Raw genomic sequence first — 20049 nt, forward strand, 5'->3', positions numbered from 1 at the left:
GCCGACGCGCCGTCTACACCCCTGCCAGGGGCAGCAGGTGCCGCCGCCTCTCGTCCTCGTCGAGGGTCCGGAAGACACGCCCCCGCGCATGGGCTTCAAGCCGGTCGTAGTCAGGTTCGGCGGCCCAGATGCGGGCTGTTCCGTCAAAGGAGGCAGTGAGCAGGCGGGTGCTGTCGCGGGACCATGCGACCGACGACACCTTGTCCTGATGGACTCCTACGACGGCAACTTCCTCGACCGTGTCAGCACGCCAGACACGCACTGTCCGGTCGTCCGAGCCGCTGGCGATGAAGCGGCCGTCGGGAGACCAGGCCACGCAGCGGACGCGCCCCTCGTGGCCCTTGAGCACATCGATACGGCGGCCCGTCGGCACCTCCCACACCGCCACCGTCCAGTCGCCAGAGGCCGTGGCGATCCTCTGTTCGTCCGGGGACCAGGCGACGTCGTCGACGTAGTTGTCGTGGCCGCGCAGGACGGTGAGCTGTCGGCTCTCGGCGACGTCCCAGAGTCGGCAGGTGCGGTCGTCCGAGGCGCTGGCGAGGACTCCCCCGCTGGGCGACCACGCGATGCGGCCCACCCAGTCCTGGTGGCCGGCCAGGACGGTGAGTTCAGTGCCGGTCTCCGCCTCCCGTACGCGCACGATGCCGTCGTGTCCGCCGGTGGCGATGCGGCGGCCGTCAGGTGACCAGGTGCACGACTCAACGACCTCTCCCCGTTGCTCGACCAGCACAGCGCCGGTGTCGTCCAGGATGCGGAACAGACCGTCGTTCGTGCTGAGAGCGAGCCTGCCGTCCTGGAGCAGCGGGCACCACGCCACACTCCAGACCCGGTCTTCGAGCCTCAGCGGCTCCCCCACAGGGGTCCCGTCGCCGGAGGACCAGCGGCGTACAGTCGCGTCGTCGCAGGCGGTGGCGATCCGCTGCTCGTCGGCGGACCAGGATGCCTGGTTCACCGGGCCGCGGTGGCCGTCGGCCGCGACGACCTCCGCTCCACGTGGCCGTAGGTCCCACACGATCGCCGAACCGTCGGTCGAACTCGTTGCAAGCTGAGTGCCGGAAGGTGACCAGGTCACGCCCCAGACCGTGTCGCTGTGGCCCCGCAGCACGGCCAGCACCTTCGCGTCCTGGGCGCTGACGAGACGCACGGAGTGGTCGGAGGACGCCGAGGCGAGGGCCTGACTGTCCGGGGACCAGGCCAGGTTCCACACGTAGTCGGTGTGACCGCGCACCAGCAGCCGCAGTGCACCGGTCCGAGCGTCCCAGATGCGGGCGGTGTGGTCACCGCTGCCCGTGGCGATGGAGAGGCCGTCCGGCGACCAGGCAATGCCTTCGACGAAGTCCGTGTGACCTTCCAGAACGACATCGGTGGTACCGGTGGCAAGGTCCCACACGCGGGCCGTCTGGTCATGTGAGGCCGACGCGAGGCGGGTGCTGTCCGGCGACCAGGTGACGCCCCAGACGTCGTTCCGGTGCCCGTCCAAGACCCGTGCGAGGCTCCCCGTCCCGGCCTCCCACACACGCACGACACAGTCCTTCGAGCTGGCGGCGACATACCGTCCGTCGGGTGACCAGGACACCTGCCTCACGATGTCCGTGGCTCCGGTCAGCAACCGGACAGGCTCGCCCGAGGCAGCGCCCCAGATCCGTACGACACGCTCTCGTCCCGCAGTCGCGACGTACGCGGAGTCCGGCGACCATGCGACCGACTCGACCATCGCCCCGTCGGACGGCAGGACGAACAGCGACTGTCCCGATCGAGCGTCCAGGACGCGGGCGCTGCCGTCACGCGAGGCGGTGGCCAGCCGTCGGCCGTCCGGCGACCAGGCGATGTGCCGGACGGTGTCCGTGTGCGCATCCACTCGCGTGCGGAGGTGACTGGCCGCCAATGCCGCCATGAGGCCGCGGCGGGCCGACGGTGTGGGCGTGCATTCACCGAGGGCCGCCAGTGACAGGAGCACGGCCCGCTCCGGGTGCGTCTCCGCGCTACCGAGCGCGTACTGGCCGATGCTGTCCGACACGCGACGGAGGAAGGCCAGGTCGCGCCGCTGTGACGAATGCACCAGCACACGGACCGGCTCGGACGCGATGCCTGACTCCTCCAGCGCTGTGAGCCTGCGCTGGGCCAGGATCAGCCGCTCCCCGGTGAGGAGGTAGTCGTCACTGCGGCCGGCGCGTTCCCAGTCCTCGGCCCACCGCTCCAGTTCAGCCCGCTCACGCAGTTGGTCCACGCGTGACTCGACCTCCTGGCGCAGCGGGGCCCACTGGCGGAACAGCGCTTCATGCGTCACCTGTGCGTAGGGCTCCTCCTGACCTGGGGTCCCATCGCCGGCCGCGTCGGACACCAGTAGACGCGCGTCGATGAAGGCATCCACGACGCGCCGTTCCCGGTCGGTCAGCTCGGACAGCGGGACGCGCTTTCGGGCCACTTCCTGGCCTTGGACCGTCACGAACCGAAGGAGGACGCGCAGGACGAAGGCGATCCCATCGCCGTGGTCGAGCTCGGACACCGTGTGGTCCGCCTGCCGGGCGAGGGCGCCTGCCACGCCGCCCAGATCGCGGTACAGCTCCTCGGTGACCGTTCCGCCCGGGCCGGAGGCGAAGTAGAGCTCCTGGAGAAGGTAGGCAAGAAGCGGCAGGGCGTCATCCGTGCCGGCGTCGTCGACGATGGTGTCGACGACGCCCGGGGCAAAGGAGAGATCCACCAATGCGGCCGGGCGCTCCACGACCTGGGCGAACTGGTTCCTTCCGAGGGCGCCGACGGTAATGGGGTGCTGGCAGAGCTCGGCGTGTCCCGTAGTCAGCAGCCGGCCGAGGAAGTCCACCCGGAGGGTGGCCAGAACGCGGACGCTCGCGTCCTGCTCCACGCACAGGCGAAGTGCGTCGAGGAACTGGGCGCGTTCCCGTTCGCCGGCGAGGGTGACGACCTCTTCGAGTTGGTCCACCACCAGGAGCACGCGCCGAAATCGGCCGCCGCGCAGGCGGGTCAGTTCGGCCCTCAGCGCAGCCGGGCCCTGCCGGAGGCGCCGGAGGACGGCACTCGCGGATTCCTGCTCTCCACCTGCGGATGCGATGGCCGTGGCCATCGCGCTCAGCGGGTTCGTTCCTGGAGTGAAGGCGGGGATCAGCGTCCAACGGCGTTCTCGCAGGCGAGGCATGACACCAGCTCTGACCAGGGAAGACTTTCCACTCCCGGATGCACCGACGAGGACGAGGAAGCGGTCGGTCGGTCTGTCCGGCGACGTGTGCAGCCTGCGGGTCAACTCGGCGGCCAAGGCCTCCCGGCCGAAGTACACAGCCGCTTCGTCCTCCGCGAAGGCGTCCAGGCCGGGGTATGGGACCCGGTCCCGTGGCCAGTCGACCTGCGGCGGCGCCGGATTCTCCAGCCGGTACACCACGACCTGGCCGACCACCATAGCGATGACCAGCACGCCGATGGCGGGGACGGATGCCTTCTGGATGACCTGTAACAACCAGGGGGCTTCGTCGGCTCCGGTGGCGTAGTTGGTGACGATGCCGAACAGGCTCGCGACCAGGACCAGCATCACCTGAAGCGCAAGCTGCATGCGCTGCCTCATGGCGCACCGACGGTCAAACCGGCTTCACTCCGCAGCACAGCGTGCCCCCGTTCCCTGTTGCCCCAGCCATCTTCAGGCCCGCGCCGGTCGATCTCAACAGCGTGTGACAGAACAAGCCATCGAGGTGACGCGGCGAGCAGTGCGTGGGCAAGGGCCCCGGAGCTGGGGACTCAGGCGCCGAGCTTCGAGCACCGGGATCGGGGCGTTCACTCGTCTGGGCGACAACATCGGGCCCCGAACCCGACGCTTGAGCTTCGGGATACGAGGCCCGGGACGCGAGCTCCGGGATTCGAGCGATGTTGTTCACCCGGTAGGTAGAAGAAGGGTTTTGGGGAAACCTCCCACCCTCCCTACCCCGTCACGGCCAGCCGGTATGACTAAATGTGATCGGCTTGCAGCGCGCCGTCATAACTGCTTACGGTGCCACCAACGAAACGACCCCGACTCGGTGCAGCAAACACCGGGCCGGGGTCTCACCCCAAGATCGAACGGAAGACGATCTCGTGGCTACCGAGCACCCTAGCCCTGCCCTCCTCGCACCCGCATCCTCGCGCCCGTACGCAAAGGCCCGCCCCGGCTACGGTAAACGAACCGCGCCAGACCAACGCACGTCTATGCCGCATGACTTCGCCCTGATGCCGGAGCGCGAGCGGTACATCGCCGGATACGTCGACCGGCTCCCCGACGGCGCGGCGATGGACATCAAGTCGCTGGCCAAACACCTGCCCCTGTACGGCCAGATGGCCGTCGCCAGCGCACTGAGGGCCCTCGGAGTGGCCGGGCATCTTCGGCGCGTACGCTGCCTGGCCGGAGAGCGGGACCAGGTCCGCTGGGTCTCCCGCACCTACTGGTCGCGCACCGCCCGCGACAACGAGTGGTGGGACGCGTTCCTGACCACCGAGGCCGGGCAGCCCACGCCGGAAGCAATGCCCGCTCCCCCGTGCACCGATCCCGGCCCGCAGGCCCTGACCGCAGCCGCATCACCGGCTGCCTCGCCCGAGCCCAGCCCCCAGCCGACCGCGGCTGCCCCCGCCAGCCTGGCGCACCCCGAGCCCTCGGTCCCCGCCGAGCCCACGGTCCCCGCCGTGCCCGCCGTGCCCGCCGTGCCCGCCGTGCCCGAGCAGCGCACCACGACGGCACCACCCCCGGTCGCCGCCTCCCCCGCGTACCTCGCCTTGGCCCAACTCGGTCGCCTGGACAACCGCCTGGCCCTCTCCGCGGCCGACTGCCACGTCCTCGAGCCCTTGGCCGCGGCCTGGTTCGCACGCGGCGTAGGGGCCGACTACCTCACCCAGGCCCTCACAGCGGGCCTCCCCGCGCAGGTCGACTCCCCCGTCGGCTTCGTACGCCGCCGCCTCACCGACAAACTGCCGCCGCAGCTGACCACGAGCCCCGCGCCTGCGACGGCCGTGGCCCCGGGGCGCCGCCTCCTGGCGGAGTGCACCGAATGCGGCCGTCCCGGCGCGCCCGAAGCGCTGCCCGACGGCCTGTGCCGGGCCTGCCGCACCGCCGCTCCGGACGCCACCCCACCGGCGCCCGTGGAGACACCCGCCGAGCGCGACGTCCACGCGCTGGTCAGCCGGCTCCGCGACCTGACGCGACTGCCCTGACCGACGCACCACCACCACCGCCGCCGCCGCCGGTAGACCGGAAACTCAGGGACCGGTATCGGTGACGTAGAGGTACAGGCCCCCGGTCCTCTGAACCGTCCCACACCGGGTGTCCTGTGGTGGGATGGTGCCGTGAGCCGCACCGCCGAAGAGACAAACCGCCGCATGCTCCGGGCCAGGGACGCGATGGACCGCGCGTACGCCCAGCCGCTGGACGTGCCGGCCCTGGCGCGGATCGCCCATGTCTCCCCAGCACACTTCGCCCGCACCTTCCGCGCCATCTTCGGGGAGACGCCTCACCGCTATCTGCAGCGCCGCCGGGTCGAGCGGGCGATGTTCCTGCTGCGGGAGAGCGATCGCAGTGTCACGGACATCTGTTACGAGGTCGGATTCGGCAGCACCGGCACCTTCAGCCGCACGTTCCGCGACATCGTCGGCCGGTCGCCGAGGACGTACCGGAAGGAGACGGCGGCCGCGAACGTACCCACATGCTTCACGAAGGCGTGGACGCGGCCGACCGCCTGAGCGCCTCCGCGCCCCGCTCCCTCCGCACGGACGGCCGACTGAGCAGTTTCGGATAAGTTTTCGCCGGGCCGGCCGATTAGCGTGGTCCACATGTTCAACGCGATCACACACTCACAGATCTACGTCCTCGACCAGGACGAGGCCCTCGACTTCTACGTCGGCAAGCTCGGCCTGGAGGTCAACGCCGACGTCGACATGGGCTTCATGCGCTGGCTGACGGTCAGCGTCCCCGGCCATCCCGACCGCCAGGTCCTGCTGGAGAAGCCCGGTCCCCCGGCGATGTCCGAGGAAACGGCCGAGCAGGTCCGCGACTTGCTGACCAAGGGCGCACTGGGCAGCGCGCTCATCCTCACCACTGACGACTGTCGCAAGACGTACGAGACGCTGCTGGCCAGGGGCGTGGAGTTCACCGACGTGCCGACGGAGCGCCCCTACGGGATCGACTGCGGCCTGCGGGACCCCTTCGGCAACCACCTCCGCTTCACCCAGCTGAAGGGCTGAGAACCGAGGGCGGGGGCACCCGGTCGGCAGTTGCGGTCCGCCACCGACTCCGGCCGCCCCCGCCCGGACAGGCCGCCGTCCGCTGCCCCTCCCGCGTACAAGCCGACACACACTACGTACAGCCGCCTGGCGACAGTGCGTCACCTCTGGTCACGCTCGGCCATGATGCATCAGCGTTGAGGCATGACCAGCAAGCAGCCACCCCTCCCCCTACGTTCCGTACGCACCACACAACCCCGCTTTCCTTGGCACCACTTCACGATGCGTTTCAGCTCGACGCCGCGCGGTGCCCGCCTCGCCCGTCACCTGGCCGGCGAGCGTTTCGACGCCTGGGGCATCCCGTACGGGAGCGAGACGCACGACACACTGACGCTGACTGTGGCCGAGCTGAGCAGCAACGCCGTGCGCCACGGCCACGTATCCGGACGCGACTTCCGCCTACGCCTCTCCGCCGAGGGCGCGGCGATCCGGATCGAAGTCACCGACACCCGGGGCGAACGCCTCCCCGCCCTGGCCGAGACGCCACCGGACGATCATGACGGCGGCCGAGGCCTGCTCCTGGTCGCCGCCCTCGCCGACCGCTGGGGCTGGTACCCCTGCGCGAACGGGCCGGGCAAGACGGTGTGGGCGGTCCTGGAGCTCGCGCCGTAGCTGGTGCGGTCGACCGCCGACTGCCCGTCCCTCACCCTCCTGACCGGAAACGTTCGGCGCCGCACACACAGCCCTGTCACCGCTGGACCGGACGTGGCCCCACCGGAGAGACTTGCCCGATCGGCGCCGAGCGGGCGTCGGCCGCGCGGACCGGTCAGCACGCGCACGCACACACGGGGGCAAGGTGCCAGAACAGCCGATCGCCGGACGGTACGAGCTCGTGGACGAGCTCAACAGCGGTGGCATGGGCGATGTGTGGCGTGGGTATGACGCCGTGCTGGACCGGCCAGTCGCCGTGAAGGTGGTCCGGCGGCAGGCCGTTGCGGGCTCACCGCAGCTGGCCGAGGAGTTCGCCAAGCGGTTCAAGCGCGAGGCCCGCATCACCGCGCGCATCCAGCACCCCGGCGTCCCGCAGGTGTTCGACGCGGTGCTCGATGACACCTTTGAGCGGCTGTTCCTCGTCATGGAGCTGGTCGACGGGATCCCGCTGTCCGCGTACATCCACCCCGACCGCCCGCTGCCCGTGAGCTGGGCCGTGGCCGTCGCAGCGCAGGTCGCCACCGTGCTGTCGCACGCCCACGACGTGCCCGTGATCCACCGTGACCTCAAGCCGTCCAACATCCTGGTCGCCCGCGACGGGACGGTGAAGGTCCTCGACTTCGGGATCGCGGCGATCCTGCGCACGGACGTCACCAAGCTGACCGCGACCGGCACCCCCATCGGCACGTATCAGTACATGGCACCGGAGCAGGTCCGTGGCGGGCGGACCAGCCCGCAGACCGATCTGTACGCGCTCGGCTGCGTGTTGCACGAACTTCTCAGTGGGCGGCACCTGTTCACCGCCGACAGCGAGTACCTGTTGATGTACCGGCACGTGAACGCCGCGCCGACCCCGTTGCGCCTGCTGCGACCGGATGTGCCGGAAGCCCTGGAAGAGCTCGTCCTGCACCTGCTGCTCAAGTCGCCCGAGGCGCGGCCCGTCGATGTCCAGGAGGTGTACGAGCGGCTTCGGCACTTCCTGCCGTCGCCCGGCGCGGTCCCCGTGCCCGGGGAGGCGGGGCCCCAGGGCGTGCCGGATCCGACCGCGATCTTCCGTCAGCCGTACGCACCGCGCGCCCGTGCCGGCGCCGGACGGCCCGGGCCTACGACCGTCGACCCGGCCGCCGCACCGCCGGTCCCCGTCGCCGTGCCCTCACAGCTGCGGGAGGAGATCGAGGAGGCGTACGCGCACTCCGACGCGCTGCTGGACGAGGAGCGGTTCGCCCAGGCCGCCGAGGTGCTGAGCGAGATCATCGAGCCGGCCGCGCGCGCACTCGGCGCCGAGAACAGGAAGGTCCTGGAGCTCCGGACACAGCGCGCCGCGATCCGGCTGCTCGGCGGGGACTACCGGGCGGCCCTGCCCGAGTTCGACGCGCTGGCCGACGCGTACGCGCGCACCGGCGGCCCGAGCAGCAGGCAGGCCCGTGCGTGCCGCGCCCAGGCTGCCCGGTGCCGCGCCGAGCTGGGCCAGGCGACCGACGCGCTGGCTGCGCTGCGGGGCGTTCTGGATGTCGTCCGCGCGGTCGACGGCGACGTGAGCGATGAGGCGGTCGAGCTTCGCCGGGACATCGGCATGCTCTTGCTGGCCCAGGGACAGGGGCCTGAGGCGCAGCTGATCCTCGCGCCCCTTCACGACGATCTGTGCCTGGTCTACGGTCCGACGGACGACATGTCCGCAGAAGTCGCCGAGGTACTGGGCCTGATCCAGCTCGATCTCGACGGCCCGGCAGCCTGAACCGCCAACACCCTCGCGCCCGCCGCTCCCCCGGAGAGTCCGCACATGCCCCACCTCGCGTTCGACATCGAGTTCTGCGCACAGCTCAGCAAGCTCCAGGGCAGCGTCAAACAGGGAGTGTTCGATGCCTGGGAGAAGTTCGAACGTCTCACCCTCGACCAGTTGTTCAAGGACCAGGGGCTGAAGCTGGAAACCCTGAAGCGGGCCCGTGATCCGCACATCAGGACCATCCGCATCGACCAGGGCACGCGTGGTGTCGTCCTCGCGCCGGACAGCGGTGACACGAACGTGCTGCTGCGCGTGATGCCGCACGACAAGGCGATCGCATGGGCCGTCAAGCAGAAGGCCAGCATCAACACGGTCACCCGAGCCGTGGAGATCCGGGACATCGCCGTGCTCGACGAGCTCACTCCGGCGTACGAGCAGATCGCCCCTGCCCCCGACCAGCGGCTGTTCGCCAAGGTGTCCGACGGTGACATGGCTGCGCTCGGCATCGACGAGACCACCCTTCGGCAGGCCCGCGTGCTCACCGACGCCGAGCAGCTGGAGGTGTTCGCGCCGCACTTCCCCCAGGACCAGCGTGAGGTCCTGGAGTACCTCGCGGCCGGTTTCAGCGTCGAGGACGTCTGGCGTGACGTGGTGTCCGTGGCCATGTCCACCGTGACCGCCGGTGATCCGCCCGTGGACACGCAGGACTTCGCCACGGCGATTCAGCGCACCCGTGCGCGTATCGCTCTCGTCACCGCGTCGGAGGAGCTGCGCGACATCCTGGACAAGCCGTTCGCGGCCTGGCGGGTCTTCCTGCACCCCTCGCAGCACAAGGTCGCCTACCGGCCCTCGTACTCGGGTCCGGCCCAGGTCACCGGCGGTCCCGGGACCGGCAAGACGGTCGTCGCGCTGCACCGCGTGCGCCATCTCCTGGGCCATCTGCGCGACGGTGACCGGGTGTTGCTGACGACGTACACCAATGCCCTGGTCGCTGCGCTGCGCGCCGGTCTCGCCGCCCTGGTCGAGGACGAGGTGCTGCGCGACCGTGTCGACGTCATGACCGTCGACGCGTTCGCGGGCCGTGTCGTGTCGACATCACGGCGGCCGCTGCGCAGCGGCGAGGAGGAGACCCGGTGGGAACAGGCGGCTCGCACCACCGGCTTCACAGGCACCCCACAGTTCCTCGCGCAGGAGTACAAGCATGTCGTACTCGCCCAGAATCTGCGGACGCTGGAGCAGTACGAGGCCTGCGAGCGCCGGGGGCGCGGCAACGCGCTGCCCGCTTCCGCGCGCGGTCCCGTGTGGCGGACGGTCGAGGAGTTCACCGACCGCCTCACCGCCGATGGACTGCGCACCTACCTCGGCACCTGTGTGGAGGCCGCAGACCTGCTGGAGGCGTCCGGGCCGCGCTACCGGCACGTGGTCGTCGACGAGGCCCAGGACCTGCATCCGGCCCAATGGCGGCTGCTGCGGGCCGCGGCTCCTGCCCGGCCGGACGACCTGTTCATCGCGGGCGACCCCCACCAGCGCATCTACGACACGAAGGTCTCTTTGAAGGCGGTGGGCGTCCGGGTGACCGGGCGGTCCACGAAGATGCGCAAGAACTACCGCTCCACCCACGAGATCCTCAGCTGGTCCACCGCGCTGCTGGTCGGCAGGCCCTTCGAGCAACTGGCGGACGACGCCCGTAACGAAACCCTGCTCGGTTACCGTTCGGCCCTGCACGGCAGCGGGCCCGAGACGTTCGGCGGGGATTCGGAGGACGCCGAGCTCGACGCACTGGTCACGCGGGTGTGCGGGTGGCTCGACAGCGGTATCACGCCGGGTGAGATCGGAATCAGTGCTCGGTTCAACAAGACCTGCGACAGGGCGGTGGAACGTCTCGGGGCGGCAGGTGTCGCTGCCGTGCGGCTCCGGGGCGACGCACCCACCGACCCGAACAGCGTGCAGATCGGCACCATGCACGCCTTCAAGGGGTTGGAGTTCCGGTGCGTCGCGGTCATCGGTGTGAGTGAGGGAGCTCTGCCGTTCCCGAAGGCGGTCACCGCGGCCGAGGTGGATCGGCTCCAGCACGACGCGGACCTCCTGGCGGAGCGCTGTCTGCTGTTCGTCGCGTGCACCCGCGCCCGGGACGGGTTGTACGTGTCGTGGTGGGGCGAGCCGAGCGAGTTCCTGGTGGAGGCAGGCGTCTGAAAGTGCGGTTACCGCCACTACGCAACCGGCCCCCGGGACCGGCCCAGGCCCACCGTTCACCGCCATCGCGTCGCACAGGCACCATCTTGTGATGTCCGGAGCCCACCGCCGAGGAGCAGTCCGCAGGTCACGCGGCCGCCGGTGCCGCCGCTCTGCCGGATCCCGCCCTGGCGGCGCTGACCGGAGAGTGGATGATCGACCCCGCGCACAGCCGGATCGGTTTCTCCGTGCGGCACGCCATGGTGACCACGGTCCGCGGAGCCTTCCCGGAGTACGAGAGCCGGCTCTACTTCGACGGGCGTGACCCCGCGCGCTCCCGCGCCGAGATATCGCTGTCCACGGCGAGTGTCGACACGGGCGTGGAGCAGCGCGACGCGCATCTGGTGGGGCGCGACTTCCTGGATGCCGGCCGGCATCCACGGATGACCTTCACCAGCAGCGCCGTGCGCCTCGTCGGCAAGGACGTCTACCGGATGACCGGCGACCTGACGATCAAGGGGGTGACCCGCCCGGTGGTCCTGGACCTCACCTACATCGGATACGTCACCGATCCGTTCGGCTACGAGCGCGTCGGCTTCGACGGGACCACCACCATCAACCGTTCCGACTGGGGCCTGACGTACAACGCCAGGCTCGCGGAGGGCGGCGCGATGGTCAGCGAGAGGCTCCGGCTACAGTTCGACATCGCCGCCATCCGCATGCCGGTGGCATCCTGACGAACCGGGGCGGCAGCAGCCCGCTGTCACTGCTGGTCCGGCGCGGCGCCTCTCCAGGTCCCTCCGGTCCGCCTCGTCGCGCTCGCGCCGTGGAGCCCGGCCTATCCGCCGTAGACCGCCTGTGACTCCGTGAGCGTGTCCACGAAGTCACGCGCGAACACGTCGGCCTCGGCAGGTGTCAGAGTCGCCGTCGTGACGCGCACCCCGGGCGGGGACGCGATGCGGAAGCGGGTGCCGGCCGCGATCCACCAGCCTCTGCTGCGAAGGCCGTTGACGACGGCGGACTCGTCCCTGACAGGTACCCACACGTTCAGTCCGCTCTCCCCGTGGGACGCGATGCCGTGCTCCCCCAGGGCGGCACGGAGCGCTTCGCGACGGATGGTGTACGTGCGCGACGCGCCGGCCACCAGGCGGGCCACGGCCGGGTCGGTCAGCAGGTCGGCGACGGTCACCTGGAGGATGTGGCTGACCCAGCCCGAGGTGAGCAGCATCCGTCCGTCGTGACGCGCGAGAGTCGCGGGGTCGCAGGCCAGGGCGGCCCAGCGCAGGTCGATGCCGAGGTGCTTGGAGACGGTGCGCACCTGCGCCCAGCGGGGCAGGTCGCCGGACGCGAGCGTCACGGCCCCGGCGCCCGAGATCTCTGCGTTGTGGTCGTCCTCGACCACCAGCACGTCCGGGAAGTCCCCGAGTTCTGCCAGGAGTTCGTCCCTGCGTTCCGGTGTGAGGCGGGCGCCGAGCGGGCTCTGCCCGCGAGGGCTGCACACCACGGCACGCGCGCCCGCGCGCAGGGCGCCGCGCAGGGCGTCCGGGCGGATGCCGTCGTCGTCGACCGCGACCGGCAGCATGCGCAGCCCGAGGGCGGGGACCAGGTCCAGGAGGTGATGGAAGCCGGGATCCTCGACGGCCACAGCGTCACCGGGCCTGAGTTCGGTGGTGAGCAGCCGGGCGATGCAGTCCAGGGCCCCGTGCGCGAAGGTCACCGCCCCGGCGGGCACCCCGTCCCGCGCGAACCAGGCGCGGGCAGCATCCTCCAGAGCGGACAGCCTCGGAGAGGCGCGGTGCGATCCGGGGACGGGTTCGACGCGCTGCGGCGGGGTCAGTACCGGGAGGCAGGCGGGGTCGGGGTGGCCGCCGGCCAGGTCGCGCAGGCCCGACGGCACTCGGGGCGGCCGCCGCGAGGTGACGGCGGGGGTGGAGGCGACCACCGTGCCGCCACGGCCGAGGGTCACCACGACACCCCGCCCGCGAAGTTCCTTGTACGCCGCTGCGACCGTGCCGGCGCCGACACCCAGCTCCTCGGCGAGCCGCCGCACCGGAGGCAGCGAGGCACCCGGCCCGAGCGTGCCGTCGGAGACCCGGCTCTCGACGGAGGCGGAAATCTCTCTGGCCGTTCCACCCACGATCCCATATTGTTCTGCCACAGATGACAGTTTGTACCGATACAAAGCACCTGTCAAGGGGGATCCAGATGGAACCGACGCCGAGCCGCGTCCCGATGGTCCGGCGCTTCTCCGTGCCGGGCGGTCGCGACGGACGGCGGATGCTCGTGGTCGCCGTCATCGACAAGGTGGGTACCGGCCTGTGGAGCGGCGCGTCGACGCTCTACTTCCTCTACGTCACTCATCTGTCGGTCTCTCAGATCGGCCTGCTCATGGGGCTGTCCGGGGTCCTCGGCATCGCCGGACCTCCCCTTGCGGGACGGCTCGCGGACCGCTTCCCCGTCACCCGCATCCTGGTCGTCGCCCAACTGGCCCGGGGTGCGGCCCTGCTGGCCCTCTTGACGACGGACGACTTCGTGCTGCTGGTGCTGTTCTCGGCGCTGGGCGCGCTTCCCGACCGTGCGTCGAGTGTGCTGACCAAGCTGTTCGCGGCACGTGTCGCCGGGCCGCAGCGCATCCGGTACCAGGCGATCCAGCGCACGGCGGTGAACATCGGCTGGGCCGTCGGCGCCGCCGGTGCCGGTGCCGCCCTCACGGTGGGTACAACCGCCGCCTATCAGGCGCTTCTGCTCGCCAACGTCGCGTCCTACCTCGTCATCGGCGTACTGACCCTCCGGTGCGCGGAACCACCGGCGCCCAGTCGTGTCGTCGCCGGGTCCGGCGTTCCCGCGACGCCGGCCAGGACGGCGACCCCCTGGCGGGACCGCCGCTACCTCTCGTTCACCGCCACCGAGGTCTGGCTGTTCCTGGACGACAGCATCCTCCAGGTCGGATTCCCCCTGTGGATCGTCCATGCCACCGAGGCCCCGGTCGGGCTGGCGCCGCTGGTGCTCGTCCTCAACAGCGTGCTGGTGATCGCGCTCCAGGTGCCCCTGTCCCGCTTCGGCGAGAACCGCGCGGCCGCCCGCCGTCTGCTCCTCCCCATCGGGGCGGCCTTCCTGACCGGCGGGGTGGCGCTGGCGGCGTCCGCAACCGGCGGGCCGTGGTTCGCGACGACGGCCGTTCTCGTCGCCGCGGCCGCCTTCTCCCTGGCGGAGATCCTGCACGCGCTCGCGTCCTGGGAACTCTCGGTCGCACTCGCGCCCGGGGAGTCCCAGGGCGCCTACCTCGGGGTGCACGGTTTGGCCCAGTCCGCGCAGCGCAGCCTGGGCCCCGTCGTCGTCGGGGTCGCGGTGAGTACCGGGGCTCTCGCGTGGCCGGTACTGGGCGCCACGCTGGTGGTGGCCTGCCTGGTGCAGCGACGCCTGGTCCGGCCGCGCGTGCCGTCGGTGCGGACCGAGGCCACGGCGGCGAGCAGCACATGACAAAGGACCGGATGAGGTCGGATCTCGCCGCTCACGTGGCCAGGGTGGTCGGCGGGCAGGACTGAGCGGATCGGACCAGGTCAGGCCCGCCTCCCGGCCCCACCCTCGTGCGCGGCGGGCGGCGGGGGCACCGGCCGGCCGCATCAGGTGGCGCTCCGCTCGCTCGCTTCCTTGAGGTTCTGGTCCACCGCGCGCTCGAAGGCGGGATCCGGTGCGCCGACCTCCGTCCCGGGGCGGCCGGCGCGGAGGAGTTCGCGCCAGCGCTCCGGACTCCAGTCGGCCGGTGCGGTGGTCATCATGAAGTCCTCGACCACGGTGCGGAAGCGGACGGGGTCGCTGTGGAAGGGGAAGTGGCCCGCGCCCTCGAAGATCTCGAGGCGGCTTCCGGGCATCGCCGCGTGGGCACCACGGGCATGGTGCACGGGTACGACGCTGTCGCGGGAGCCCCACAGGAGCAGTGTGGGCATGCCCTGGGTGAGGTAGCAGCGGTCCAGCATCGTGACCGCCTGCCCCCGCCAGTCGACCACCGCGCGCAGGGTGCTGATGAACGCGCTGCGCGCGGTCCCGTCAGGGAGGGCGTCGACAAGATCGATCAGTTCGCCGGCGTCCTGGCCGAGGTCGGTGTCGAGGAGCTTGATGAACCGGGTGAAGAGCCTGACCTGGCATCGCATGCCGGGCAGGCGCAGTGCGGACAGCAGCAGATCCGCCCCGGGGAGCGACACGGCCCGCAGGGCTGGGTTCACCTCGCGTCCCACGCCGCCCGCGCTCACCAGGATCAGGCGGTCGGTCCGCTCGGGGTACTGGTAGGCGAACTGCATCGCCACACCACCGCCGAGGGAGTGGCCGACGAGGGTCGCCCGTTCGACGCCGAGGACGCCCAGCAGGTCCCTGATGCCGTTGGCGTAGGCGGCCACCGAGTAGTCCGCGCGCGGTTTGTCGGAGGCCCCGTGCCCGAGGAGGTCCGGGGCGATCACGGTGTGCCGACGGGCCAGTTCGGGGATCACGTCGGCCCACGTCGCGGAGGAGTCACCGATACCGTGGATGAGCAGGATGACGGGGCCCTCCCCCGCGATCCGGTACGCACGGCGGTAGCCGTGGATGACGCGGTGGGACAGCCCCACGCTGTGGTCGGCCTGTCGTCCGCGCTCTGGTGCGCCGGCCACGGCACCGCCTCCGTCCGCTGTTGCGACGATTCCCGAGCGAGAGTAGGAAGCTCCCGCGCCGAGCGGATTACCGGGACGTTTCAGGCGGCACCCAGCCGGGACTCCGGGCGGCCATCCACCGTCCCGGCATTCGTAACACGCGCGTAGGAGTCACCGGTGCCGACGCGCCCTATGAACGCCCGCAACACACCCGCCACGTGCAACTTCCCTTTGTCCGCCGTGGTTTCGTCCAGCACTCTCCCCCTTGCCCGGGCGTGGCACCGCGCTGCCCCGCCCACGACCCCGGAAAGCGGGCCGAATGTGCTCTCCCGTACGTATCCGGCTCCACCGCACGTACGGGGAGAACCTCCTCGTTGCACCGCTCTGACGACGGATCCGGCAGGCCGGTCCGGCCGGTCAGCGTGATCGCCGGGCCCGGTCCGCCGCGTCCGTCGCGAGCACCGGCAGCAGGTACCCCTGGTAGCCGGCTCCGCTGCTGCCCGGGGGCAGGGGAACGGTCCGCCGGTCGCCGGCCCACGGCGGGGGCGCCTCGCCGGGGGCCACCAGCACCGCCGTCGGTACGCGGCGCGCGGCGATCCGGAGAGCGGCCGGGGTGGTGCTCGCGTCATGACCCGCGGTCTGCCGCGACGCGCAGCCCGCGTAGTAGGCGATCGGCACTGCGTCGTCCCCGCTGACCACGCACGGCGGTCTCACCCCCGCGCGGTTCAGCGCCCCGGCGATGGCGGTGAACCGCGCGGTCGTGGCATGACTGACGCGGACCACGTGGCTCACGACGAGGAGCTGCGCGGTGAGGTGGGCCGCCAGGACCAGCGCGAGCAGGGCGCCCCCGCCCGGCCGACGGGCCTGCCACGCGCGCGTGAAGAGATGAACCAGACACTCGGCCACCGGCACGGACAGCAAGGCGTACGCGGGGAGCAGGAAGCGGGGAGCGGCGTATCCGACGAGGAAGAGGTACGGCACAGCCATGGACAGCCCCGTCACCGCGGCGAGCAGTGCCACGGTGCCGCGACCGGCCCGTCGGGCCACCACGACTCCACCGACGACGAGTGCGGGCAGTACCGTCAGCCAGAGCGCGGTGCCCGGGCTCTCCCATCCGATGTCGCACGGGCGGCACAGGGTCCGTCCGGCCAGCGCCTTCAGGTGGTCGTCCACGGCCATGTTCCAGCCGAGACCACCCTGGATCTCACCGGCCCGGTGGAGCCGCGCACCGAGACCGCCGTAACGGGAGTACGCCTCAGCGGTCCACGGGGCGCAGCCTGCGATCAGCCCGGCCACGAGCGCGGCGCACGCACCGGGGCGACGCCTGCCGGGAACCACGACGACGGCGAGAGCCAGCGGCAGGGCCAGCCAGAAGCCGTCGGCGGGCCGCATCAGGGCGACGAGGGCCACCGCGGCCCCAGCGCCGGACGCCTGCCAGCGGCCGGTGCCGTCGCGTACCGCTCTGGCGGCCCACCCCGCTGCGGCGAGGGCTCCGAGCGCGCACCAGGGGTTGGGCATGGCGGCCGAGCCGTAGAACAGGGTCGGCCACAGCCCGGCGAAGAACGCCCCCGCGCAGACGAGGACCGGCGTGGGCAGTACCTTGCGCCATACGTAAAGGGCGCCGACCAGCACACCTGCGGACAGCAGCGCGAGATAGATCCGCAGTACGGCGGTGGACGCGGTCAGGGCTGCGACCGGAGCGACGAGGTAGGAGATCCCCCGGGCGCGCGGCGCACTGAAGTACGCGGGTGGGGCGTTGCCCCCGGCCTGGCTCACATAGACGGTCTCGTCCCAGCCCAGGCCCGAACCCGGTACGACGAGGACCAGTTGGAGGATGAGGAAGGCCAGGCCCAGGGCCGTGAGCCACGGAAGCGGGCCGCCGGGCCGGCCTGGCGGCGCGGTGACGAACGGCTCCGGTGCCGTTGTCCGCACCCGGGTCTCATGCATGGCTCTCCTCGCCGGGCCGAAGAACTGAGTAGGTGACGGCCGATTCACCCGCCCGTCCGCCCGCGCGCGGGGCCGGCCCTCATCCGCACCGTCCTGTCCCGGCACCGCCCGTCACTGGTCAACGAGGAGGATCGCGCCGGGACACGGACGGCGGAACGCCTCGGGCGCGCAGAACACGAACTCCGCTGCCATGTACCGGACTCGGCGCCCCCGCGCCCCGGGTCCCGCACACCGCCGGGGCAGGGGTATCCCCCAGTCCCGGTTGGGGGATACCCCCAGAGGAAGTAGGGGCCTGACCGCATCGCTCGGGTGACGCGCCGTCCCTAGCTTGTGGGGTGGAATCAGATCACCGTCCAGCACCCCTTCCGGAGGCTCACCCGTGACCGCCCCAGCGCACCGGCCGAATCAGCGCACCACCTGGCCGCTCGTCATGGCCTTCGTCCGCTTCGTCGTCTGCGGGGGTGGGGTCGGCCTGGCGTCGAGCGGTGCGTTGGTGCTGGTCGGCGACCGGGCGCCCCTGCTCCTCGCGAATGCCGTGATCACCGTCGTGTCCACGGTGCTGGCGACGGAACTCCACAGCCGGATCTCTTTCCGGAGCGAGCGGAGGGGATGGCGGATCCACCTGCAGTCGGGGCTCACGGTGGCCGTGAGCTACGCCTTCACCACCGCGGCGCTGCTCGTACTGCACTCCGGACGGTCGGACCCGTCGGCACTGGCTGAGCAGACCGTGTATCTCTCGGCCTCCGCGGTGGCCGGGGTGGGGCGGTTCGCACTTCTGCGGGTGGTGGTCTTCGCCCGCCCGGGCACCACGATGGATACGGCCCCCGCCAAGTCGGCCCTGGTCATGGCCGCTTGATCGTCGACCGGACCGGCGGGGACCTGCCAGGGCGCGGGCCGCGCCCCTAGGCACCCAACTCCCGTGCGGCGGCGCCGTGGAGGTGGACCGCCCAGAGCAGGGCACCGAGGGAGGCGGTGTGCAGAACGGCGCGCACCGTGTTCCACCTGACCCAGCCGGCCTCGAACGCCGCCCGGGCGGCCCGGAGGCCGTCGGGCCCGGTATCCGCGGGGATCTTGTCGAGCGCGTCGTTGAGCGGCACGTTCTGCGTGCCGGTGACCACGAAGGCGGCCAGATACAGCGCGAGCGCGGCGGTGATCCAGGGCAGGGTGCCCGGGCTGTGCCCCTTCGCCGCGAGAACCGTCGCCAGCACGAGCAGGGGCAGGGGCAGCAGGAAGGGCAGCAGGAACCACCCGTTGATGATGGCGCGGTTGATCTGCTGCATGGTCCGGACGAAGGCACGGTCATCCGTACGGGACAGGCCGGGCATGACGGCGTACGCGAAGGCGCAGAACAGGCCCGCCATGAGCGCGGCCCCGACGGTCGACGCCAGGAGTGTCGCGGTCTGCAGTGCTCTCACAGTTGCTCCGGTTCCGGGGCGGCCGCCCGCTGGGCGAACGATGGCGGCCCCATAGTGTCCGGTGAGCCGGAACAGGTTCTCGAATCAGGGGCCTTGGCGCAGCGCATCGTAATCTCGGAGGTCTCCGCACGCTGCCACTTCTCGTCAGTTCGTGGCGAGGTGCGGTGCCGAGGCCGGGGAGGGAGCCCTCTGCGCGTGGGTTCCTGTCCGGCCCCCTTCCACAGGGTGACTCGATGCGGAGCCATCGGCACGTGAATCGTCCGCGGACAGAGCCGTCACACTTATGCCATACGATGCGCACACCTGTTCACATCCCTTTCGTCTGAGGATGCTCACGTCATGTTTCTCGGTGTCACGTCCCGGTCCGTACGCGGTATATCCACTGCTGTCGCACTACTCGCGATCGGGGCCGTGGGCTGCTCCGGCGCCATCGACAACGCTAAGGCCGGTGCCAAGACCGCGCTGCGCCAGCGGTCCGTCTTCTCCCTCGACACGGGTGACTGCTACAACCCGAACAGCGAGGCGACCGCGAGCAAGGAGTTCAGCGTCGAGATCGTCCCGTGCGAGGAACCGCACAAGGGCCAGGTGGTCGGGGAGTTCGCGATGGCCGACAAGCCGGAGTACCCGGGTGACGACGGCGCGTCGAAGATCGCCGACGAGCGATGCCCGGTGGAGTCCCAGGAGTTCATCTCCGACACCTGGGCGGTGCCCGCGGGGGTCGACCTCTTCTACTACTACCCGACGAAGCAGAGCTGGGCTACCGGCGACCGGGCCGTGAGCTGTACCTACGCCAAGGACACGGGCAACTTCACCGGCTCGCTCAACGACAAGTCCCTGACCACCGAGCAGCTCTCGTACCTGAAGGGCGCGAACGGCGTCTACGCGGCACTGTGGGCGAACCAGCCCGAGGCCGAGCAGATCGAGGACGACCTGGCCGGCTACAAGAAGCAGGCGAAAGCCGTCGCCACCGCGCTGGACAGCCACCTCAAGACCCTGAAGGCCATCCAGCAGCCCAAGACCGTCAAGCTCCGCTCGCAGTTGGAGGATGCGGCCGAAGCCTGGCACGACGCTGCCACCGCCGCCGATACCGACGCCTTCTACGTCGCATACGACCTGGCCTTCACCGGCATCGACCCGAGCAAGTCGATCGCCGCCCGCAAGGAACTCAAGCTCGCCACCACGGTGCCGGCCGATGACGCGGAGGTCTGGTCCGGCTGACGTTCGCGGACCGCGGCGCGGTGGACCGTGCAGCCCGGCCACTCACGCCCCC

The 20049-nt window shown here is 71.0% G+C and carries 15 protein-coding genes; 10 read left to right on the plus strand and 5 right to left on the minus strand.

Annotated features, from left to right (window positions below):
- Window positions 1-13: 13 nt before the first annotated feature.
- A complete protein-coding gene (locus tag ACFU5K_RS16740) occupies window positions 14-3562 on the minus strand; it encodes an AAA family ATPase (RefSeq protein ID WP_384061772.1) in 3549 nt (1182 codons plus the stop codon).
- Window positions 3563-4077: 515 nt separating this feature from the next.
- Between ACFU5K_RS16740 and ACFU5K_RS16745 the strand changes: the two genes are divergently transcribed.
- The 7 genes from ACFU5K_RS16745 (at window position 4078) to ACFU5K_RS16775 (ending at window position 11532) form a co-directional block, all read left to right on the plus strand.
- A complete protein-coding gene (locus ACFU5K_RS16745) occupies window positions 4078-5184 on the plus strand; it encodes a MarR family transcriptional regulator (RefSeq protein WP_384061774.1) in 1107 nt (368 codons plus the stop codon).
- A gap of 132 nt (window positions 5185-5316) precedes the next feature.
- Window positions 5317-5709: a helix-turn-helix domain-containing protein gene (locus tag ACFU5K_RS16750; RefSeq protein ID WP_384061777.1), complete on the plus strand. Its 393-nt coding sequence runs from the start codon at window positions 5317-5319 to the stop codon at window positions 5707-5709.
- A gap of 90 nt (window positions 5710-5799) precedes the next feature.
- Entirely contained in the window at window positions 5800-6210 is a 411-nt protein-coding gene (locus tag ACFU5K_RS16755) for a VOC family protein (protein ID WP_384061780.1), read from the plus strand.
- A 183-nt stretch (window positions 6211-6393) separates the two neighbouring features.
- Window positions 6394-6861, plus strand: coding sequence for an ATP-binding protein (locus ACFU5K_RS16760; protein WP_384061783.1), 468 nt, complete (start codon window positions 6394-6396; stop codon window positions 6859-6861).
- A 184-nt stretch (window positions 6862-7045) separates the two neighbouring features.
- Window positions 7046-8635 (plus strand): serine/threonine-protein kinase, encoded by a 1590-nt coding sequence (locus tag ACFU5K_RS16765; RefSeq protein WP_384061786.1) that lies wholly within the window; start codon window positions 7046-7048, stop codon window positions 8633-8635.
- Between the two features lie 45 nt (window positions 8636-8680).
- Window positions 8681-10816 (plus strand): UvrD-helicase domain-containing protein, encoded by a 2136-nt coding sequence (locus ACFU5K_RS16770; protein WP_384061789.1) that lies wholly within the window; start codon window positions 8681-8683, stop codon window positions 10814-10816.
- 191 nt (window positions 10817-11007) lie between these two features.
- Window positions 11008-11532 (plus strand): YceI family protein, encoded by a 525-nt coding sequence (locus ACFU5K_RS16775; RefSeq protein WP_384061791.1) that lies wholly within the window; start codon window positions 11008-11010, stop codon window positions 11530-11532.
- Window positions 11533-11633: 101 nt separating this feature from the next.
- On the opposite strand, the gene ACFU5K_RS16780 is transcribed toward ACFU5K_RS16775, so the two are convergent.
- Entirely contained in the window at window positions 11634-12953 is a 1320-nt protein-coding gene (locus ACFU5K_RS16780) for a GntR family transcriptional regulator (protein ID WP_384061793.1), read from the minus strand.
- 47 nt (window positions 12954-13000) lie between these two features.
- On the opposite strand from ACFU5K_RS16780, the gene ACFU5K_RS16785 reads away from it, so the two are divergent.
- Window positions 13001-14275 carry an MFS transporter gene (locus ACFU5K_RS16785; protein WP_384061797.1) on the plus strand — a complete coding sequence of 425 codons (1275 nt, stop codon included), beginning with the start codon at window positions 13001-13003 and terminating at the stop codon, window positions 14273-14275.
- 143 nt (window positions 14276-14418) lie between these two features.
- Here the strand turns inward: ACFU5K_RS16785 and ACFU5K_RS16790 are convergent, their stop codons facing one another.
- Together ACFU5K_RS16790 and ACFU5K_RS16795 are read right to left on the minus strand one after the other, a co-directional pair.
- Window positions 14419-15438: an alpha/beta fold hydrolase gene (locus tag ACFU5K_RS16790; RefSeq protein WP_384061800.1), complete on the minus strand. Its 1020-nt coding sequence runs from the start codon at window positions 15436-15438 to the stop codon at window positions 14419-14421.
- Between the two features lie 396 nt (window positions 15439-15834).
- The gene (locus tag ACFU5K_RS16795) at window positions 15835-17364 is read right to left on the minus strand and encodes a hypothetical protein (protein ID WP_384061803.1); all 1530 of its coding nucleotides are present in this window, start codon (window positions 17362-17364) and stop codon (window positions 15835-15837) included.
- 379 nt (window positions 17365-17743) lie between these two features.
- Here ACFU5K_RS16795 and ACFU5K_RS16800 point away from each other — a divergent pair, with 379 nt between their 5' ends.
- Window positions 17744-18220, plus strand: coding sequence for a hypothetical protein (locus ACFU5K_RS16800; protein WP_384061806.1), 477 nt, complete (start codon window positions 17744-17746; stop codon window positions 18218-18220).
- 46 nt (window positions 18221-18266) lie between these two features.
- Here ACFU5K_RS16800 and ACFU5K_RS16805 read toward each other — a convergent pair whose 3' ends face one another.
- Window positions 18267-18779, minus strand: coding sequence for a DUF1772 domain-containing protein (locus ACFU5K_RS16805; protein WP_384061809.1), 513 nt, complete (start codon window positions 18777-18779; stop codon window positions 18267-18269).
- Between the two features lie 339 nt (window positions 18780-19118).
- Here ACFU5K_RS16805 and ACFU5K_RS16810 point away from each other — a divergent pair, with 339 nt between their 5' ends.
- Complete coding sequence (locus tag ACFU5K_RS16810) at window positions 19119-19997, plus strand: septum formation family protein (protein WP_384061812.1); 879 nt, start codon at window positions 19119-19121, stop codon at window positions 19995-19997.
- Window positions 19998-20049: the final 52 nt, after the last annotated feature.

This window comes from Streptomyces sp. NPDC057428 (assembly GCF_042803195.1).
GTDB lineage: Bacteria > Actinomycetota > Actinomycetes > Streptomycetales > Streptomycetaceae > Streptomyces.